This window comes from Weissella ceti (assembly GCF_018394055.1).
GTDB classification, from domain to species: Bacteria; Bacillota; Bacilli; order Lactobacillales; family Lactobacillaceae; genus Weissella; species Weissella ceti.
The window spans coordinates 335092-356048 of record NZ_CP074441.1; the positions used below are offsets into that span (position 1 = coordinate 335092).

Consider the following 20957-nt stretch of genomic DNA (forward strand, 5'->3'; position numbering starts at 1 on the left):
GAGGCCAACAGATGACGAATGAATCTGATGAAAAACAAGAACAGAATAAAACATCGCATATTCAAGACCATCTGAATCAATTGTTGGCTGAAAAAGATGGCCTAACGAATGAGGAAGATGCCAAAAGTGAACAAACTGTGGCATCAGTACATACAACTGAGCAAGAAAAACAGTCATTTGGAACACGGATTGTTAAAAGTATGCGTTCGTTTTTTAGTGATGAAGATGGTGGAGGCTTCCGTTTTGTTACACCCGCAGAACTGAAGGAAAGCGTAGAATCAGTAGACTGGCGTGGGCGTTGGACGCTAAAGAATTTAAATGATATGGAGCGCCAAGGGTTACTAGTCATAACTGGTCTAGTTGTTGTTGCGTCAGTTCTTGGCTTTTTAGTCTCGCCACTTGGATCTATTTCTACGTATAACGTGAAAGGGAATCAAGAAGTCTCAACCAAAAAATTATTGTCAGAGCTGCACTTAGACCAAGGCCAATCTTCGTTGCTATTGCTAACCGAATCACGGGCATTGGCAAAAAAAGCACATGACATGGATCCACAAATTCAAGATTTGAAACTAACTTTGAAGTCACCAACAGTAATGGACGTTAAAGTAGTAGAAATTCCCAGTGTTGGGTACCTAAAGGATGGGGGGAAATATATTCCGCTGTTGGCTGATGGTACACGTTTGACCAAAGAGGCTAAAAAATGGCCGGATGAATCTTTCCCAGTTTATACGGGATTTAAAGATGATGAAAAATTTGACAATGTCTTACGTTCATTTGGAACATTATCATTAGCATTGCGTCAAGCAGTATCAGAAGTTATTTGGTCACCGACAAGTGAAAATAGTAGTCGTTTAGTATTTATAATGAATGACGGAAATCAAGTTTTAGCCAACTCAGAAAACTTTGAAACAAAATTCAAATACTATCCTGGAATGGCAACGCAATTGAAGAAAAACGGTGTAATTGATTTGCAAGTTGGTGCTTACGCAAAACCCTATTAATTCCAGTGTTTAATCTTATTATTTGTACACAAAGCCTAGTGAAATCAAGGTTAAGTATGGTATTATCATAGAGAAAGTTTTATTTTCGAATGGACTAATGGTGAGTATGTAAAAAGGAGGGGACAAATGGCCAATCATGGGATGATTGTAGGGCTCGATGTAGGAACTAACACAGTTAAAGTTCTTGCAGCCGATGTCCGTGATCAACAAGCGAATATTATCGCTGTCGGTCGTTCTGTTTCACATGGGGTGAACAAAGGTGTTGTTGTTGATATCGACGCAACAGCAAATGACATTCGACAAGCGGTCGCACAAGTGAATGAACAAGCAAGTGAAGCGGTCACGGAAGTGATTGCTTTATTGCCTGTAAAAGATATTCAAATGAGTCATGTAGAAGGAACTGTAACGGTCGAAGAAAGCCAACACATTTCATACTATGACGTTGAAGCAGTTGTACAAGAAGCTTTGAAGGGGCAAGTTAGTCATGATCGTGAAGTGATTGAGATGTTCCCAGAAGAGTTTATCGTGGATGATTTTGATGGTATTCAAGATCCAAATGATATGGTTGGAATGCGCCTGGGAATGCGAGCCACTGTATATTCAGCGCCACGTAATCTAGTACGTAACTTGCGCCTAGCAATCGAAAAAGCAGGATTAAATGTTCGCGACATGGTACTAACACCAGTTGCGGAAGGGAAAACTATTCTTAGCGATGCTGAACAAGAATTTGGAACTATTTTGTTGGATATGGGAGCTGGACAAACAACAGCAACGGTTATTCAAGATCGCATGACCAAATTCATTACAACGTTCCCGGCTGGTGGTGACAATATCACGCGTGATATTAGTACAGTATTATCAATCGGTGGTTATGACGCAGATATGTTAAAGCTAGATGCCGGTGTGGCTTTGGTTGAACAGGCTAACTCAGAGAATCAATTAATGATTCAAAAAGTAGGAGAAGATGAACCAGAACGTATTTCAGAGAAACATCTTGCTGAAATCATCGAAGCACGCACGATTCAAATTCTAAGCAAGTTACAAGAACCTCTGGCAGAAGCAGAAGCGCTAACTGTTCCAGGAGGCGTAACGTTAATTGGTGGCACATCTACATTACGTGGCATGACCGATGCGGTTAGTGCTGTGTTTGGTACAAAGGCACGCCAATTTACACCTGATGATATTGGCTTACGTCATCCTGGTATGTCAGGTGTCTGGGCAGTTGTTCAATATGCCGCTTTGCAAACACCAGTTCAACTGATTGTTAAACAAGCGTTATATGGATTGCCGCTATACGTTGTGGGTAAGCCGCAAGTTGGTGCGCCGTTCAAAGCTGAACGTAAGGCATTCTTTGAGCCAAAGCAACCAGCACGTACAACCCAAGCAACACCAGAAAACGAAACAAACATTGAAACTAACGAAACAAATACAGATAATCAAAATGATGAAGAAAAAACAGGTGCTCGCGCCGTTAACTTCTTAAAAGGATTTTTTGATTAACAGGTAAATAAACGAGGAGCTCAGTATGGATTTCCAAATGGATACAGGCGCAAGCCAAGAATATGGTGCAACAATCAAGGTGATTGGTGTCGGTGGTGGTGGTGGAAACGCCGTTAACCAAATGGTAAATGCCGATGTTGAAGGCGTTGATTTTATCGTGGCAAATACTGATGCGCAAGCATTGGAAAGCTCAGCCGCAGAAATCAAGATTCAAATCGGAACAAAGGCAACCCGCGGACTTGGTGCTGGTGCAAAGCCAGAAGTTGGTGAAACTGCTGCCAAGGAAAGTGAAACAGAAATTGCAGAAGCCCTTGCTGGCGCAGACATGGTCTTTGTTACAGCTGGAATGGGTGGAGGTACTGGAACAGGTGCCGCTCCTGTTATTGCACAAATTGCTAAGGAATCTGGTGCGCTAACAATCGGTGTGGTTACACGTCCATTCTCATTTGAAGGACCAAAGCGTGGTAAGGCTGCTGCTGAAGGTTTGGCAAAGTTGAAGGAAGCAGTAGACACATTGATTGTTGTTTCAAACAACAACTTGCTAGAAATCGTTGATAAGAAGGCGCCTATCATGGACGCTTTCCGCATGGTCGATGATGTCTTGCTACAAGGTGTGGCTGGTATTTCAGACTTGATTACAAAGCCAGGAATCATCAACTTGGACTTCGCTGACGTTAAGACAGCGATGGCAGATCAAGGAACTGCATTGCTTGGAATTGGTAGTGCCACTGGTGAAAACCGTGCGGCAGAAGCCACTAAGCAAGCCATTGCTTCTCCATTGCTAGAAGCTAAGATTGAAGGCGCAAGCAATGTCTTGCTATCAATCAAGGGTGGAATGGACATGTCATTGTTCGAAGCACAAGAAGCATCAGAAGCCATTGCACAAGCTGCTGGGACTGATGTGGACATTATCTTCGGTACAACAATTGATATGGAAGTTGAAGGCGAATTGGTCGTAACTGTTATTGCTACAGGTATTGATAAGCCAAAGCAACAACCTGTTCGTCCTGAAATTAACTTGGGTGCAACAGCAACTCCAAGTCCATTTGAACAAATGTCAGAACAACAAGTCGCACCACAACCTGTTGTTGAAGAAACACGTCAAACAACTGCTGCTGACCCATTTGAAAACTGGAACATGTTGAACAAGGCTGGAAACACACCAGCACCAGAACAACGTGTCGCAGAACAACCAGCTACGCAACAAGCTCCTGTAACACCACAAACAACAGTTTCTGCTGGTGAAGAAGAATTGGAACAACCTCCATACTTCAACTGGAACAAGCGTAACGAAAAGTAGGTAAATAAATATGGCATTTAATATTAAAGAATTATTCATCCCTGCGGATGAATACGATGAAGAGGTCGTCGACCAAGCTGGTTCTGATAATATGGAAAATGCTGATGTGAAAGAGCCCGTTAACCGAAGCAAGAAAGTGCAACGGAACGTCATCAGCATGGACGGTAATCGTGCAGCGCCATCTAAGATTGCGCTATATGAACCACGCACATATGCTGACGCGCAAACAATTGCAACGCAAATCCTGCAAGGGGAAGCGGTTATTGTTAACTTTGGTGGTATTGACGAACGTAATCAATTGCGTGTCTTAGACTATATCGCTGGAGCAGCATTTGCAGTTGATGGCATGGTTGAACGTGTGGGAGAACAAATCTTCCTAGCGACACCACATAACTTCGAAATTACTGGATCTATTTCACAAAATCCGAATCAATAAATAAGGAGAGACAACACCAATGGGTATGATATTTTATGGCTTAAGCCTAGTGCTACAAGCATTTCAAATTATTATTGTCGTTTGGGCGTTGTTATCTTGGCTCCCTGGTGGTCAACAATCTGGTTTTGGTCAAGCACTAGGGCGTTTGGCTGATTTGGTTGTTGGACCAATTCGTCGTATTTTGCCAACTGTGGGCATGTTCGACTTTTCTCCGCTAGTCGCAATTTTATTGCTACAAGGAGCTCAATACGGTCTAGTTAATATCGCACGGACGGTCCTTTATGGATGAGCTTAAACAGCATTTTCGTCCAAGTGAAGTAGCTTTTGTGAATCAAGCTCAAGGATGGGTTAATCAGGCAAGTAAAGAATACCGGCCAATTTTAACCTCGTTCTTAAATCCCCGACAACGTTACATTCTCACCACTTTAGTTAACCGTCAAAATGAGCTTCGTTTAGAAGCAAATGGGATTTTTTCCGATGCTGAAAGTCAACGTGTGTTGATTATGCCTGATTATTATGAGGCACAATCATCAGACTTTGACATGACGTTGATGGAAATTGAATACGCACAAAAGTTTGCGACTTTGCAACATCGAACAATTTTAGGTGCACTAGTCCATAGTGGCCTAAAACGAGAGAGCTTTGGCGATATCGTTGTTGATGAAAATCAACGTTGGCAAATCGCGGTATCAAATAGTATTGCACCGTTTGTGCAGCAAAATTTGGTGCGATTAGGCCGCCAGAAAGTTAAAGCTATTCCTGTAAATGATGATCAAGCAATCACGTTGGTTCAAGATTGGGTCGAATCAGATGTCACTGTAACATCATTACGATTAGACACGCTCGTTGCCCAAGCGTATCGTTTGTCTCGCACACAGGCTAAAGAATTAGTCGAACGTGGACTTGTCAGAGTCAATTGGACGGAAATTATTCAACCTGACTTTACAGTTGCAACAGGCGACATGTTGTCTGTTCGTGGCTATGGTCGTGTACGTTTAGTTCAAGACAACGGTATCACGAAAAAAGAAAAGCATCGCTTGACGATTGCTGTTATTCAAAAGTAGAGGAGTAAATGAAGATGATCACCCCACAAGAAATTCATGCAAAGCAATTTACTGAACGTTCAAATAAATGGTTTGATAAGTCTGAAGTAACAGACTTCTTGGATCAATTGGCGATTCAATTAGAAGAAATGCAACAAGAAAACAACAACTTGCGTACACGTGTTAGTGATGCTGACCAAAACTATGCACAAGTTGAAGAAATGAAGCAATCTGTTAACTCTTCAATCTTGATTGCACAAGAAGCAGCGGAACGTTTGAAGCGTCAAACTGAAGCGGAAGCAGAAGCTACGTTGCAACAAGCGCAAATTGAAGCGCAAAAGATTGTTATGGAAGCCAATGTTAAGGCCAATGCTTTGTTGACTGAAAGCCAAGTTGCAAATGAAGAATTGGCAAAGCACCATGAAGGATTAGAAAACGAAATGGCTGCCTTTAAGTCACACGTTGAATCATTGATTGGAAATGTTTCAGAAATGCTATCTTCTAAGGATTGGGCTGAATTCCAAACTAAGGGACGTCAGGCAAGTCTTGCTATCGTGCCAGAAATGGAAACACCAGTTTATGAAACTGAAGCAGCTGTTGCTGAAGCGCCAGTAGTCGAAGAAGATAAAACTGAAACTATGGTTATCTTCCCGGATTTGGAAGAAAATAACGAAAACTTCTTGAATAAAGACTAATAATTCGTTATTCTTCTATATGTAGTTCTTTAATCAAACGGTAGTTAGTATTCCAGAAAGCGACTTAGGGATGGTGTGAGCCTAGGATGGTGCCGCTAGCTATTTATCAGTAAAGAAAATATTTGAATAAAACTGTTGAGGCGACATTGTCGCAAAAACGGGTGGTACCACGTTAATTAACGTCCCGGGTCAGTATTATACTGGCCTGGGACTTTTTATTTAGAAAGGGTCTCGTAATGAAAATTAAAGAAACGCTGAACCTAGGAAAGACAAAGTTCCCAATGCGTGGGAACTTGCCACAAACTGAATTGCAACGTGAAAACGTTTGGTTCGAAAACAAGGTTTATGAAGCACGTCAAAAGTTGAACGAAGGAAAGCCTTGGTTCATGTTGCATGATGGACCTCCATATGCCAACGGAAACATCCACATTGGACACGCAATGAACAAGATTTCTAAGGATATCTTGGTACGTTACAAGTCAATGAACGGCTTCAATGCACCATTCGTGCCTGGTTGGGACACACACGGTTTGCCAATTGAACAACAATTGACAAAGGCGGGGAAGGACCGTAAGAAGGTTGGACCGGTTATCTGGCGCAAGATGGCGGCTGAATTTGCTGATAAGCAAGTTAAGAAGCAAAAGGATGACTTTAAGCGTCTAGGAATTTCTGCTGAATGGGATAAGCCATACTTGACTAAGGACCAAGACTTCGAAGCTGCTGAAGTTCGTGTCTTTGGTAAGATGGTTGCTCGTGATTTGATTTACCGTGGTAAGAAGCCTGTTCTTTGGTCATGGTCATCAGAATCTGCTTTGGCATTGGCTGAAATCGAATACCACGATGTTACATCAACATCAGTATCATTCTCAGAACGCGTTGTTGATGGTAAGGGTGTCTTGGATAACGATACATACTTCGTTGTTTGGACAACTACACCATGGACAATTCCAGCATCACAAGCGATTGCTGTTAACCCAACATTTGAATATGTTGTGGTAAAGCCTGCTAACTCAGACAAGAAGTTCGTTGTTGCGAACGCTCGTTTGGCTGGCGCAGCCGCTGACTTCGGTTGGGAAGAATACGAAATTGTTAAGACAGTTAAGGGATCAGACATTGATCGCGTAACTGCACAACACCCATACTTGGATCGTGAAATCTTGGTTATTAATGGAGATCACGTTACTGATGAAGCTGGAACCGGACTAGTTCACACAGCACCCGGATTCGGTGAAGATGACTTCTACGCAGCGCAAAGCTACGACTTGCCAGTTATCATGAACGTTGACGGGCAAGGTAAGTTGACTGCGGAAACTGGTGAAGATTTTGCTGGTGTCTTCTACGAAGATGCGAACGAAATTTCATTGGCTAAGTTGGCTGAAAACGATGCCTTGGTTAAGGCACAAGAAATCACACACAGCTACCCATTTGACTGGCGTACAAAGAAGCCAGTTATCTACCGTGCGGTACCACAATGGTTTGCATCTATCGAACCATTCCGTCAAGAAATCTTGGATAGCTTGGATGAAGTTGACTTCCAACCTGCATGGGGAAAGAAGCGTCTAGGAAACATGATCCGTGACCGTGGCGATTGGGTTATCTCACGTCAACGTGTTTGGGGTGTTCCATTGCCAATCTTCTACGCAGAAGATGGTACACCAATCTTGGATCCCGCTTTGATTGATCACGTGGCGGACTTGTTTGCAGAAAACGGTTCAGACATCTGGTTTGAAAAGGAAGCGGCTGACTTGTTGCCTGAAGGCTACTCAAATGAACACTCACCAAATGGTGTGTTCACTAAGGAAACAGACATCATGGACGTCTGGTTTGACTCAGGTAGCTCACACGAAGGTGTGTTGAAGGAACGCGAATACTTGAATTTCCCAGCCGATGTTGTGCTTGAAGGTTCTGACCAATACCGTGGATGGTTTAACTCATCATTGATTACATCAGTGGCTGTTAACCACAAGGCACCTTACAAGCGTGTTATCTCTCAAGGTTTCGCCTTGGACGGTAACGGAGACAAGATGTCTAAGTCAATTGGTAACACAATTGTGCCAGAAGAAATCGTTAAGGACATGGGTGCCGAAATCATCCGTCTTTGGGTCACTTCTGTAGACACATCCGCTGACGTACGTGTATCTAAGGAAATCTTGGCTAAGACTTCTGACACATACCGTAAGATCCGTAACACAATGCGTTTCTTGTTGGCTAATACAGATGACTTTAACCCTGAAACTGATGCAGTGGCATTTGCTGACATGACACCAGTTGACCAATACTTCTACACACGTTTCAACGAATTCGTACGTGAAGTGAAGGCTGCCTACGATGCTTACGACTTCCAAGCAATTAACAAGTTGATCATCAACTTCATCAACGTTGACTTGTCAGCGTTCTACTTGGACTTCGCCAAGGACATCTTGTATGTTGAAGCACCGAAGGGACAACTACGTCGTTCACTACAAACTGTCTTGTACAAGATTGTGGTTGATATGAACAAGTTGTTGTTGCCAATCTTGCCACACACAGCAGAAGAAATTTTCGAATACTTGCCATTTGAAACAGCAGACTTTGCCTACCTAACAGAAATGGCTGAAGTCGAAGATCTAGGTGATACATCAGCCTTGATCGCTAACTGGCAACAATTCATGTCATTGCGTGATGCAGCCAACAAGGCTCTTGAAATCGCACGTGATGAAAAGTTGATTGGAAAGCCTGCTGAAGCAGCGCTAACAGTTTACTTGACTGATGCACAGGCTGAATTGCTAAACGCTCTTGGCCAAGATGTACGTGGACTATTGCTAGTTTCACAACTACACCTTGAAAACATTGCGGACGCACCAGCTGAAACAGCCGTCTTTGACGACTACACAATCGCAGTGGCCCATGCTGAAGGTGAATTGTCACCTCGTGACCGTATGTACCACACTGATTTGGGTGCTGATGCTGACTTCCCAATGTTGTCAGCCCACGAAGCACAAATCGTGCGTGAAAACTACCCTGAAGCATTGGCTGAAGGGCTAGAATAAGCTTTAAACGCTCCTAGAAATAGGGGCGTTTTTTGTTATCAACTAAAAGAAATTTATGTCGAAAAGCGGAACCTGTGGCATAATTGAACTATATATACAAAGCGAGTTTTTGCGGAAAAGGATGAACAAACATGACGAAGTTATACTTTATTCGCCACGGTAAAACAGAGTGGAATCAAGAAGGACGTTTTCAAGGTAAAGATGGTGATTCACCATTACTGGCGGAATCCTTTGAACAAATTAAGTTGTTAGGGGCATCTTTGAAAGATGTAACATTTAAGCATGCTTTTACGAGTCCAATTAAGCGTGCATGCGACACAGCTGAATTGACACTTAAAGCGATGGACGCAACTGACGTTCCTTTGACCAAGTTACCAGGATTAGCTGAATTTGGGATGGGTGTCTGGGAAGGCATGCGGTTTGTGGACGTAGAAGCTGGTTGGCCTGAAATGCTATACGCATACCGTCACCAGCCCAATCTATTTGATGCAGCGCAAGTTGATGGTGCAGAATCATTTGCCCAAGTGCAAGGCCGCTTTACTGAAGCAGTTAAGCAAGCTGTAGCTGAATTTGGTGGTGAAGATGTTAATTTGATTTTCTTTAGTCATGGGATGTCTTTGACTGCTGGAATGGCCGCATTGGTTAAAATTCCATTGGCAGAAACCCGTGCACGTGGTGGATTGTCAAACACAAGTACATCAATTCTAGAAACTCATGATGGGGAAACCTTTGTAGAATTGACACGTAATGACACAACATATTTAAACTTAGGAGATGACCAAACAAATACGGTCTAATCCAACTTGAAGGAGAACGGCAATGACAAATGCAATGGAGAAAAGTATCAGTGAACTTGTCCAATTGATTGAGCAAGATGAAAAGAATTGGTCAGCGTATGTTGATCTGATTGGGGCGTTAGTTCTTGCAAATGCATTGCCAGAAGCAGAAGAACTGGGCTTAAAAAGTTTGACTTTGTTTGCAGAGACACCAGAAGCGACCCAACATTTATTGTATGCGGTTGGGAATGTCTATTACGCTGCCGGTGCATATGATCGCGCCCAACATTTTTTTGATCAAATTACGAACCCAGAGCTACATTCAGACGCTTGTTTGATGCAAGCACAGAGTTTATATGGTCAAAAGAATTATCAAAAAGCCTTAGCCTTTGCGCTAACTTATCATGAAGATAAGCCAGAAGATATTGATGGTCTAGTGCTATTAGGCCGAATCTGGTTAGCTTTGAATGATCTGGCAACTGCAAAAACATTATTTGACCAAGCACTAGCCCTTAATGCAGATGATTATGCAGCGAACTTTGCACGTGGGGTGGTTGCGGTTGCAATGGATAAAGAACCGAATAATGCCTGGCTAACACATGCACAAGCGCTTGATGCCGCACAATACAAAGCAGACGCTGAACAATTAGACGCCTTATTGACTGCAATAACAGGAGGTATCTAATATGACAGGGGATGCTACACAAGCTACGGTACAAGGACGTGTCGAACATATTGTATTTGCCGCACAAGATTCTTTCTTTAAAATCTTGGCCATTGAAGTTGATGATAATAACTTTGATTATGATGATACCGTCTTAACTGTGACGGGAAATTTCGGTGATATTCAAGTTGATGGTGAATATGAATTCTTTGGTCGACTAACAACGCATGCAAAGTATGGCCGGCAATTCATTGCAGACAATTATCAACGTATTTCTACCGGAACGATTTCAGGATTGGTCCAATACCTATCAAGTGAACGTTTTAAAGGAATTGGAGAAGCAACGGCACAAAAAATTGTGGATGAGCTAGGGATTAACGCCGTCGAATTGATTCTAGATGATATGTCTGTGCTAGACACACTTGATGTCAGTGATAAAGTCAAAAAGACGTTATACCAACAATTGCAACAATCTGATGGAATGGAACGTGCCATCTATGCCTTGAATACATTTGGTTTTGGAACAACAATGGCTACTAAAATCTATGAAAAGTATCAATTAGAAACATTGCAAGTTCTAAAGGCTAACCCCTATCAATTAGTTCAAGATATCGACGGGGTTTCATTTAAACGTATTGATCAAATGGCCCAAGAACAAGGGATTGCTTTTGATGATGAACGTCGTATTCGTGCTGCTGTTATTGCTGCATTGAATGCGGTGACATTTGATTCCGGCGATACCTTCATTGATGTGAATCAATTAAAGCAAGCAACGCAACGTTTGTTAGGTAGTCGCGTGAGTGCTGAACAAATTGAAGATGCATTTGAAAACTTATTGGCCAATGAGTACATTGTGCAAGAAGGTGAACACGTCTACATCGAAGCAATTTATGAAGCAGAAAAAACGATTGCTCAAAAGATGCTGCGCATGACCAAGTACAATAAAGTGTCATTTGATCGTAAGACCGTGGTGAAAGAACTAGGAATCGTTGAAGGGAATAATAAATTTGCTTATGATGAAGATCAAAAAGAAGCGATTATTTCTGCCTTAACAAACCGTCTGTTTATTTTGACAGGTGGACCCGGAACGGGGAAGACCACTATTGTTAACGCAATTGTATCAACGTACAAACGTTTGCTACGTGCCGAAGGCATGAAAGAAGATGCGGTGCAAGCGAATATTTTGCTTGCAGCACCGACGGGTCGTGCCGCTAAACGTTTGTCAGAAGCGACGGGGATGCCAGCGTCTACGATTCATCGTTTATTAGGAATTACTGGGCGAGAAAACTTAGATGCGTTAGACATTGAACAACTTGAAGGACGCTTATTAGTTATTGATGAGATGTCGATGGTTGATACGCAATTGTTTGCCTTATTAGTTGAAGCCATTGCAGCAAACATGCACGTTATCTTGGTGGGTGACAAAGACCAATTACCTTCTGTTGGACCAGGTCGTGTCTTTTATGACTTGTTGGCAAGTGGTCTATTGAGTTATCGCGAATTGGAGATTATTCACCGCCAAGGTAAAGGGTCAACGATTATTGAATTGGCTAATGAAGTAAAGCAAGGGCGCCTACCAGGTAATCTGACTGAACGACAACCGGATCGTTCATTCTTTCCCGCCTCTGGTAACCAAGTACGAGATATTGTGCAAAAGATTGCAGAGACTTGGCAAAAGCGTGGCTTTAGCGTCGCTGATATGCAAATTTTGTCACCGATGTATCGTTCAGCAGCTGGTGTAACGGAATTAAATGAAGTAGCCCAAGAAATCTTTAATCCATTAACGCCTAAAAAACGTGAAATTGTGATTAAAACTGGGGAAGCACCCACGAGTTTCCGTGTCGGTGACAAGGTCATGCAGACGGCTAATGATCCAGAAAACAATGTCTTCAATGGTGATATTGGATATATTAAGACAATTATGTATGCCAAGGACAAAGAGAATGATGCTAAAGAAGACATGGTTACCGTTGAATTTGATACAGGGTTCGTTGATTATCCACGTCAGAACTTGATTCAATTACGTTTGGCTTATGCAACGACAATTCATAAGGCACAGGGTGCCGAGTACAAATTAGTCATTATGCCAATGATCAATGCCTTTTCACGCATGCTGCAACGAAACCTTTTATATACGGGATTAACGCGTGCTAGTGAATCGTTGGTATTGATTGGTGAAACATCAGCTTTTGTCCAAGCAGCACAAACTGAAGGTATTAAACGACAAACAACTTTGAAGGAACGTTTGTTGCAATCTGATTTGGGTGAAGTTGTAGAAGTCGCTTCAACGCCTAAAAAGGTTGAGCAACCAAAGGTGGCACAACCTAGTGCATCAGAAGAACAGACTAAGACTGAGCGTCCACAATCAGTAGAACGCAATGTTGAACAAGTAAAGACACAACCAGCAACGTCTGCACCTGAAGCAGAATATCAAGGACTATTAACGGCTGAAATTATTATGGCAGAGATTATTGATCCTAATATTGGGATGATGGGGATGACACCAAGCGATTTTAAAGATGTTTAGTATCGCACAATCTTCATGAAAAACTAGGCACATAAACCGAATTATGATAAAATAAGTTGATAAAATTTTCGAAGGAACGGGGTTTTTGATATGTCAGGACACAGTAAATGGCACAATATTCAAGGACGTAAGAACGCCCAAGATGCAAAGCGTGGAAAGATCTTCCAAAAGATCTCACGTGACCTATATACAGTAGCGAAAGATGGTGGGGCAGATCCTGCTTCAAACGCTTCATTGCGTTTGGTTATGGACAAGGCTAAGGCCGCTAACATGCCTAAGGAAAACATCCAACGTGCATTGGACAAGGCGTCTGGTGCTGGTGGGGCAAACTACCAAGAATTGACATACGAAGGATACGGACCAGCTGGTTTGGCCGTATTGGTTCAAGCATTGACGGATAACACAAACCGTACTGCTGCGTCAGTTCGTTCAAGTTTCAAGCACTTCGGTGGGGAACTTGGAGCTACTGGATCAGTTGCTTACCAATTCGAACGTAAGGGATACATTGAAATTCCTCGTGACGAAGACACTGAAATCGATGAAGACCAATTGTTTGAAGACATGCTTGAAGCAGGTGCTGAAGACATGAAGACTTACGATGACCAATTTGAAATTTACACAGAACCTAAGGCTTTCCCTGAAGTTCGTGATGCCTTGACTGAAAAGGGCTACACTTTGGTTAACGATGAAGTGACAATGATTGCTGAAAACCCAATGGAAGTTCCAGCGGACAAGCAAGAAACATTGGCTAACTTGGTTGATGAACTTGAAGCAAACGATGACGTTGTTGCCGTATTCACAACTGCTGAATAATTAAATTAACGTTATTAAAAGAAACCTTGAATGGATGAAAATCTGTTCAAGGTTTTTTTGTACATTCTTCTCTTTACGTTTGCTTTTTATGGAGTGAAAGGAGGAGAAGTATGAAGACACAAATTCAGGAGTTGGTTCAAAAAGCCTATGAACAACAGGCCAGTGATATTTATATCATCCCCGCTGTTAACGGGTATCGGATAGGATTTTACACACGCACCGGGATTGATTGGCAAGAGATTATTCCGCAGCAAGACGGCGAGCATTTGATTCGTTATTTGAAATATAAAGGGGGGTTAGATTTGTCGGATGGCCGGCGTCCACAAGATGGTCGAATTAACTTTGATTTAGCAGAATGCATGATCTATGGACGTATTTCATGTGTGGGTGATTATCAATTGCAAGAAATGTTGGTACTACGACTCGTCTATTCGCTACAGGCGAAGTGGTTAGAATGGGCAAATATGGCCGAACTAGATGCTTTAGGGCAGCAATTGCAGGTCACAAATGGCTTGATTTTATTTGCAGGGAAAATGGGCAGTGGTAAAACAACGACCATGCATTATATGCTGCAAACATATCTGCGAAATCAATTGGTACTCACGATTGAGGATCCGGTTGAAATTGTTCAACCGACTTTCATGCAACTAGAAGTGAATGAGTTGGCTGGTATGGGATACGAACAGCTCCTCCGTGTCGCTTTGCGTCACCATCCAGAAGTACTTGTAATTGGTGAAATTCGTGATGTAGTCACCGCTATTTGTGCAATTAAAGCCGCGCTAAGTGGACATCTTGTGTTAGCAACGATTCATGCCAAATCCGACGAAGATATTCAAGCTCGATTAGAAACATTAGGAGTAGAACCTGGTTTAGTCCAACAAGCCCTAAGTGCCAGTATTTTTACAAGTAAAGTTGCTGAAACACAAACGGTGTCAGTAGAGGTGAATCGTAAATGCAGCATGCTGTGAAACGATGGTCGCGTAATCAAGAACAACAATTCTTTGCCAATGTAAGTGACCTACTCAGTAATGGGTATTCACTTCATCATGCTTTAGGTGTTATGCAAGCAACGTGTCCAGCTATTCAACAAGATTTAACTGTCATTCAACAATGCTTAAATGAAGGACAGACCTTAGCCGTGAGCCTCGACACATATATCCGTCCCAATCTGCAGGGGGAACTGGCTTTAGTTGAATTGCATGGTTGTCAATTAGCCTTATTACATGCGATTAGTGAGCGTGAACGCCAATATCAACAACAATTTAAACGACTACAAAGTGTCATTTATTATCCAGCACTATTGTTGCTGATGTTGGGGATGGTTGGTGGTTATATTGCCATGGTTGTTAGTCCACAGTTAGGTGCAACATTATGCACTATTCAAAATTACAGTATTTGTGCGGCTACATTGATTGGCTTAGGGGGCTTGTGGGGATGGTATAAACGGCAATCACAATTATCAAAATACCAATGTCTAATGCGCATCCCCATTATCGGTCCGATTGTACAACTATTTGTTCAACAAGCCTTATACATGCAACTGGGGTATTTATTGCAAAGTGGTGTCGGCTTACGGGATGTTGTGGAATATTGTCAGCGCCATACCAGCTATTGGTTATGCGAACTGATTAATGAACCAGTTAAAAACGCCTGGGAACAAGGTGAGACGTTAGAAACAGGCTTAAATCAGGTTCAGTATTTAGCATTGGAAGCGAAACTATTGTTTATGCGTGGCAATTCTTTAGCTCAAACGGGACAAGATTTAATTCAATTAGCCAGGTATCTACAAACCCGACAAGAACAGCGGATTCAAATGGGCGTTGCCCTAGTACAACCCATCTTTTTTTTGTGTGATTGGTGTAGGGATTGTGGGATTGTATATGCTACTGTTACTACCAATATATGATCAAATGTTTACTATGGGAGGAATGAAATGACCAAAAAACGGCGCGGTTTTACTTTAATTGAAACAGTCACAACCTTGTTTATTGTGTCCTTATTGGCCATGTTAATTATGCCTAATATTGCCAATGTCCAACAGACAGCAAATAAACGCCAAGCCGAAGCAATGGTGCATATGATTCAAGGACAAGTTGCTTTATATCAAGAAGAAAAACACGAGAAATTAGTTTCCTATAACGAACTCATTTCGGCGGGGTATTTAACTGACGCTCAAGTACAAGCGGCAGAAGCCGCCAAAATTCGTCTGCAAAATGGCCAAGTTGTCCAAAGTACAACTAAGTAATGCGTAGGGGATTCATTTTGCATGAATGGTTGATTGCATTAGCAATTATTGCTGGAATGGGCGCATGTGTCCCGGTGGCAGGACCGTATATTGAAGCTCTCCAATGGCAGCAATTTAAGCAAACAATTCAACAAATCCAACACCATGGGTTAATCAATGAACGATTGCATCCCCATAAAAATTACCTTTGGATTACCGATAATGTCGTGCAACTTAATCGTGGGTTACCTAGCTATCTGCCAAACGGTTGGCGAGCAGAACGTCCAACTCGGCTCTTAATATCAAAACAGGCGCCACAAGCTGGGACGATAGTCTTGACCAATGGACAGTATAAGAAGCGACTAACCTTTCAAGTCGGGAGTGGTACTTTTGATGTTCAGTAAACGACAAGGATTTATCCTGTATGAAGCAATTTTAGGGTTATCAGTATTTTGTTTGGCTATTCAATTATGTATGGGGATGTTGCAAAACTGTCAACGAGAAATGATTTTAGAAGAAACACGACTAGCCAGTTTAAGATCCCATTTTGAGCGGTTGGACAGTAAAAGTAACGAAACAGATAAAAAAGGACAGCAAAAACGCACTAAGGTTTATCGCACAAAACGTGAAATACTGCATTCAAAAATACGTGTAGATTAAGATATCACGTAGTGTGTATGGGGAGTGAGGCAAATTAATCCTGATGAAGGCTAGGCTAAGCATCGATGCAAAAATTAAGACGAGGAAGTATTTTACTTGAGTTAATAGTCGCCTTGTTGGTATTTGGAGGCATCATATCGTTAAGTACACATATGCTGGCGTATCTCCGACAAGATGTGCAACAATTGACCCGTCAGGCACGAAAACGGGAGGTACAAGATTTAGTAGATCGGATTGCAACGTTGGGTAAAAATATGACGCGGATTGGGACTACAACTGGGGAAGCAATACGATTTGATAATGCGAAGCATGAACGTTGTGATATCAAATTACATGGTAATCGATTAATCTATCAAAAAAAGGGTGCTGGGTATTATGTTCTCGCGACGAATGTTAAGACTGTCTATTTTACGGTTAAAGATCATATCGCTTTATACATCAAAGTTGAATTCGAAGATGGTGTCTGTGAAAGTGGACAATTCAATATATGGAGGTGATTAATTATGATCACGACAAAGCGGCGTGGGTTTATTCTCATCACAAGTCTGGGATTGAGCGCTTTAATTGTCATTTATACATTGGGTGTTTTACCAATGAAGCATCATGCTTTATTAAGTATTCGTGAACAACGGCAAAGCTTAGAAAAACGACTATAATTGTGTCCGCACTTAATGATTAGGCATTGAGTCATGCCAGAAAATTGTTACAATGGAAGTAACTATACTGACTAAAGAGGGTGATGCTATGTTTGAAGCAATCGAAAAAACAATCAAGCAACTACAAAAAGTACAAGAAATGATTGGGGAAGTTGTAGAAGGCCCTGCAATTGAAGCACATATTGGTGTCTATGAACTATTGTTGGGACAACCTGACATCTGGTTTACTGACTTGCCAGAAGATGTGCAAATAAAAATTCAAGACGCATTGAACGAAAGTGGTTTCTTTGACTTAAATGCAGAACAACGTCGTCAAGTCTTGCAATTACAATTGGTTGCGACAATGCGTGCTGATGGATTGCCTGCCAACTACCAAGTCACACCTGATGCAATTGGTTTGTGGTTTACTGTCTTAGCAGAAACATACTTTGCTAAGCAAGAAACAGCCCAAATCATGGATGTAACCGTGGGGACAGGAAACTTATTGGCAACTGTTGCATTGAGCTTGCAACAAAAAGATAAAGAAGTTATCGCCAGTGGGATTGAAAACGATGACACAATGATCACCATTGCGAGTGGTGTGGCAGCATTAACTGAGATGGATTGGAATTTGACCCATGCAGATGCGATGACTGTGTCAGCACCAAATCAACAAATGATTATTGGGGACTTGCCAGTTGGCTACTACCCAGGTGAAGTAGCTGATGATTTTGTCACAAAGGCGACTGAAGGGCGTTCATTGGTGCACCAAGTATTGATTGAACAAGCTATGCGCCAACTACGTGTAGGTGGATTAGGACTATTCCTAGTACCTGTTAATGCGCTAGAAAGTAAAGACTTATTGAAGTACTTTGCGGACGAATCAGTTCACTTCCAAGGAATGGTGCAATTACCTGAAAAGTTGTTCACTGACGCAAAGCAAGCTAAGAGTATCTTGATGTTGCAAAAGGCTGGCCAAGGGACGCAACAAGCATCCCCAGCCATGCTAGGGCTTGCGCCTGAAATGCGTGACTTAGCTGGAATTCGTGATTTCGTGAAGCAACTACAAACTTGGATGATTGAAAACAACATTCAAGCCTAAAAGAACCGTAAACAGTTGATAATTAAGGGATAACAAGCATATTGTTATCCCTTTTTTTTCGTTTCGAGTAGTTTTTTGGTATAATAGTAAAGTGTACCGAAAAAGGAGGATTAATTGTATGCAAGCTAAGATTGTAGTTGATGTACCAACCATGCAAACTAATCAACCTTATACCTATCAAATTCCAACACATTTGGCGGAAATGGTAGAACCAGGTATGCGTGTTATCGTTCCTTTTGGAAAAGGTAACCGCCGTGTCCAAGGCTTCGTGGTGCAAACGGGCATCATCGAAACCGACATGACTAACAAAATAAAAGAAATTGATGAGGTGCTGGATTTAGCACCAGTATTAAATGCTGAATTGTTGCAATTAGGTGAATGGATTGCTAAAGAGACATTTTCTTTTCAGATTAATGTCTTTCAAGCGATGCTACCTAATGTTATGCGCGCGAAGTATTCTAAGACATTGCAGTTAATAGAAGGCGTTGAATTAACTGATTATCCTGAGATTGCCGATTTGTTTGTGGATCGTTATGAAATCCCATTTGATGCGGATGAAGTCGACCCAGAACTTTGGCCCTTGTTGCAACGTCTACAAAAGAAACAATTGATCCAATTTGGGTATTACGTTGATGATCGCGCCCAAGCCAAGTTGGTCACAGCTTTACGTCCTGTGCAAGACACCATTTTTTATGAAAATGAATTGGGGAAGTTACGGGCAAACGCAGTGAAACAAGCCCGATTATTACGTTATTTAATGACGTCAGAACCGGTATTTGTGCCACAACGTGATGTGATTGCGAATTTGGAAGTTGATTACGCCAGTATTCAAAAAGCTGAAAAGAATGGTTGGCTAGAGCGTACCGAGATTGAACAATATCGACTACCTAAATTGACAAGTCCAATTGAGCCAACTGAACCATTGGTATTGAACCCAGAACAAGACCTGGCGTACCAAGCAATTACGCATAGTTTAAATCATGATGCCAAGACATTCCTATTAGAAGGAATTACTGGCTCAGGAAAAACAGAAGTTTATTTGCAGAGTATTGCGGCAACGTTAGCACAAGGAAAGACAGCGCTAATGTTGGTGCCTGAAATTACCCTGACGCCACAAATGGTCCGTCGTGTGAAAGGCCGCTTTGGTGAACGTGTTGCGGTGATGCACAGTGGTTTGTCTGATGGTGAACGCTTTGACGAATGGCGCCGTATTGAGCGTCAAGAAGTTGATGTTGTAGTGGGCGCGCGTTCCGCTGTATTTGCCCCATTAGAAAACATTGGACTAATCATTATCGACGAAGAACACGAATCGACCTATAAGCAAGATGAGAATCCACGCTACCATGCACGTGATGTTGCATTAAAGCGTGCGGAAACTTATCAAGCGGTGTGTGTTCTGGGATCAGCGACGCCGTCATTAGAGAGTCGTGCACGAGCCCAAAAGGGTGTTTATGAATTACTAACGTTGACAAAACGCGCAATGAATAACCCGTTGCCAGCAACGACGGTGGTCGATATGCGTGAGGCGATTAAAGTGACGGGGGATGATTTATTCTCACCAGAACTTTTAACGGCTATTCAACACCGGCTTGATCATCAAGAACAAAGTGTCTTGATGTTGAATCGCCGTGGTTTTGCTAATTTCGTCACGTGTCGTGATTGTGGTGAAACGCCTTCTTGTATCAATTGTGATCTAGCCTTAACCATGCATGCGCAACAACGTCAATTAGTGTGTCATTACTGCGGATACAGTCAACCGATTCCAACGGTTTGTCCATCGTGTGGATCGAACCGCATTCGACCATTTGGAACAGGGACTGAAAAGGTCGAACAAGAATTGAAGGAACGTTTTCCAGAAGCGCGAATTCTTCGAATGGACGCTGATACAACACGTCGTAAAGGCGCAAGTGATGCATTACTGGAAACCTTTGGTTCGGGTAAAGCTGATATTCTGTTAGGAACCCAAATGATTGCGAAGGGGTTAGATTTCCCTAATGTCACGTTAGTGGGGGTCTTAAACGCTGATACAACATTAGGATTGCCTGACTTTAGAGCCGCTGAGCGAACTTTCCAATTATTGACGCAAGTATCCGGTCGTGCCGGTCGTGCCGATAAATTAGGTGAGGTTGTGATTCAAACCTTTAATCCAGAGCACTATGCGATTCAATTCGCACAGTTACATGACTATGAAGGTTTTTATGGTCAAGAGATGAGTTTACGTCGTGAGTGGCGTTACTCACCGTACTATTACACGGTGCAAATTAAAATTGGGCATCAAGACGAAGCCCATGCGGCTAAAGTTGCGTACCAATTAGCTGAATGGTTAAAGCCGCAAATGGATGAGCAAACAATTTTGTTGGGCCCATCAGCTGGTTCAGTTGCCCGTTTAAAAAATAAATATTATTACCGTTTAGTCTTGAAGTATCGTCACGGGGACCATCTGTTCCACGCCTTGACGGAATTAATGCAAAAAGGCCAAACATTACAAAGAGAGCAAGTCACCTTAGTCATTGATCGCGATCCGGTTAATTTCATATAGGAACATAGAAGGA

Annotated in this window: 21 protein-coding genes; all 21 read left to right on the forward strand. The window is 42.2% G+C overall.

The genetic code is table 11. From position 1 onward, the window contains the following. Positions 1–11 precede the first annotated feature (11 nt). The 21 genes from KHQ31_RS01720 (at position 12) to priA (ending at position 20944) form a co-directional block, all read left to right on the forward strand. Positions 12–1001: a cell division protein FtsQ/DivIB gene (locus KHQ31_RS01720; RefSeq protein ID WP_213409279.1), complete on the forward strand. Its 990-nt coding sequence runs from the start codon at positions 12–14 to the stop codon at positions 999–1001. 126 nt (positions 1002–1127) lie between these two features. Further along, positions 1128–2501, forward strand: a complete 1374-nt coding sequence (gene ftsA / locus KHQ31_RS01725; RefSeq protein ID WP_213409280.1) for a cell division protein FtsA — start codon at positions 1128–1130, stop codon at positions 2499–2501. 25 nt (positions 2502–2526) lie between these two features. Next, on the forward strand, positions 2527–3801 hold the full coding sequence (ftsZ, locus tag KHQ31_RS01730) for a cell division protein FtsZ (protein WP_213409281.1): 1275 nt from the start codon (positions 2527–2529) through the stop codon (positions 3799–3801). Between the two features lie 10 nt (positions 3802–3811). Then, positions 3812–4237, forward strand: coding sequence for a cell division protein SepF (locus KHQ31_RS01735; RefSeq protein ID WP_213409282.1), 426 nt, complete (start codon positions 3812–3814; stop codon positions 4235–4237). 19 nt (positions 4238–4256) lie between these two features. Beyond that, positions 4257–4526, forward strand: coding sequence for a YggT family protein (locus tag KHQ31_RS01740; protein WP_213409283.1), 270 nt, complete (start codon positions 4257–4259; stop codon positions 4524–4526). Next, positions 4519–5301, forward strand: a complete 783-nt coding sequence (locus KHQ31_RS01745) for a YlmH family RNA-binding protein (protein WP_213409284.1) — start codon at positions 4519–4521, stop codon at positions 5299–5301. The genes KHQ31_RS01740 and KHQ31_RS01745 overlap by 8 nt, the downstream gene beginning before the upstream one ends. 8 nt (positions 5302–5309) lie before the next feature. Beyond that, positions 5310–5975 carry a DivIVA domain-containing protein gene (locus tag KHQ31_RS01750; protein ID WP_264336025.1) on the forward strand — a complete coding sequence of 222 codons (666 nt, stop codon included), beginning with the start codon at positions 5310–5312 and terminating at the stop codon, positions 5973–5975. A 236-nt stretch (positions 5976–6211) separates the two neighbouring features. Then, on the forward strand, positions 6212–9004 hold the full coding sequence (gene ileS, locus KHQ31_RS01755; protein ID WP_213409285.1) for an isoleucine--tRNA ligase: 2793 nt from the start codon (positions 6212–6214) through the stop codon (positions 9002–9004). Between the two features lie 131 nt (positions 9005–9135). Beyond that, positions 9136–9801 carry a histidine phosphatase family protein gene (locus tag KHQ31_RS01760; protein WP_213409286.1) on the forward strand — a complete coding sequence of 222 codons (666 nt, stop codon included), beginning with the start codon at positions 9136–9138 and terminating at the stop codon, positions 9799–9801. A 22-nt stretch (positions 9802–9823) separates the two neighbouring features. Beyond that, positions 9824–10465 (forward strand): tetratricopeptide repeat protein, encoded by a 642-nt coding sequence (locus KHQ31_RS01765; RefSeq protein ID WP_213409287.1) that lies wholly within the window; start codon positions 9824–9826, stop codon positions 10463–10465. A 1-nt stretch (position 10466) separates the two neighbouring features. After that, a complete protein-coding gene (recD2, locus tag KHQ31_RS01770; protein WP_213409288.1) occupies positions 10467–12971 on the forward strand; it encodes an SF1B family DNA helicase RecD2 in 2505 nt (834 codons plus the stop codon). A 90-nt stretch (positions 12972–13061) separates the two neighbouring features. Next, positions 13062–13784 (forward strand): YebC/PmpR family DNA-binding transcriptional regulator, encoded by a 723-nt coding sequence (locus KHQ31_RS01775; protein WP_213409289.1) that lies wholly within the window; start codon positions 13062–13064, stop codon positions 13782–13784. 110 nt (positions 13785–13894) lie between these two features. After that, positions 13895–14752, forward strand: a complete 858-nt coding sequence (locus KHQ31_RS01780) for an ATPase, T2SS/T4P/T4SS family (RefSeq protein WP_213409290.1) — start codon at positions 13895–13897, stop codon at positions 14750–14752. Continuing rightward, positions 14737–15690 carry a type II secretion system F family protein gene (locus KHQ31_RS01785; protein ID WP_213409291.1) on the forward strand — a complete coding sequence of 318 codons (954 nt, stop codon included), beginning with the start codon at positions 14737–14739 and terminating at the stop codon, positions 15688–15690. Before KHQ31_RS01780 ends, KHQ31_RS01785 begins: the two co-directional genes overlap by 16 nt. A 27-nt stretch (positions 15691–15717) precedes the next feature. Next, the gene (locus tag KHQ31_RS01790; protein ID WP_213409292.1) at positions 15718–16029 is read left to right on the forward strand and encodes a competence type IV pilus major pilin ComGC; all 312 of its coding nucleotides are present in this window, start codon (positions 15718–15720) and stop codon (positions 16027–16029) included. A gap of 17 nt (positions 16030–16046) precedes the next feature. Beyond that, on the forward strand, positions 16047–16412 hold the full coding sequence (locus KHQ31_RS01795) for a hypothetical protein (RefSeq protein ID WP_213409293.1): 366 nt from the start codon (positions 16047–16049) through the stop codon (positions 16410–16412). Further along, positions 16402–16668 carry a hypothetical protein gene (locus tag KHQ31_RS01800; protein ID WP_213409294.1) on the forward strand — a complete coding sequence of 89 codons (267 nt, stop codon included), beginning with the start codon at positions 16402–16404 and terminating at the stop codon, positions 16666–16668. Before KHQ31_RS01795 ends, KHQ31_RS01800 begins: the two co-directional genes overlap by 11 nt. 65 nt (positions 16669–16733) lie before the next feature. Next, on the forward strand, positions 16734–17165 hold the full coding sequence (locus KHQ31_RS01805) for a hypothetical protein (protein ID WP_213409295.1): 432 nt from the start codon (positions 16734–16736) through the stop codon (positions 17163–17165). 6 nt (positions 17166–17171) lie between these two features. Further along, the gene (locus KHQ31_RS01810) at positions 17172–17324 is read left to right on the forward strand and encodes a hypothetical protein (protein ID WP_213409296.1); all 153 of its coding nucleotides are present in this window, start codon (positions 17172–17174) and stop codon (positions 17322–17324) included. 88 nt (positions 17325–17412) lie between these two features. Further along, positions 17413–18405: a class I SAM-dependent methyltransferase gene (locus tag KHQ31_RS01815; RefSeq protein WP_213409297.1), complete on the forward strand. Its 993-nt coding sequence runs from the start codon at positions 17413–17415 to the stop codon at positions 18403–18405. A gap of 118 nt (positions 18406–18523) precedes the next feature. Then, positions 18524–20944, forward strand: coding sequence for a primosomal protein N' (priA, locus tag KHQ31_RS01820; RefSeq protein WP_213409298.1), 2421 nt, complete (start codon positions 18524–18526; stop codon positions 20942–20944). Positions 20945–20957 lie beyond the last annotated feature (13 nt).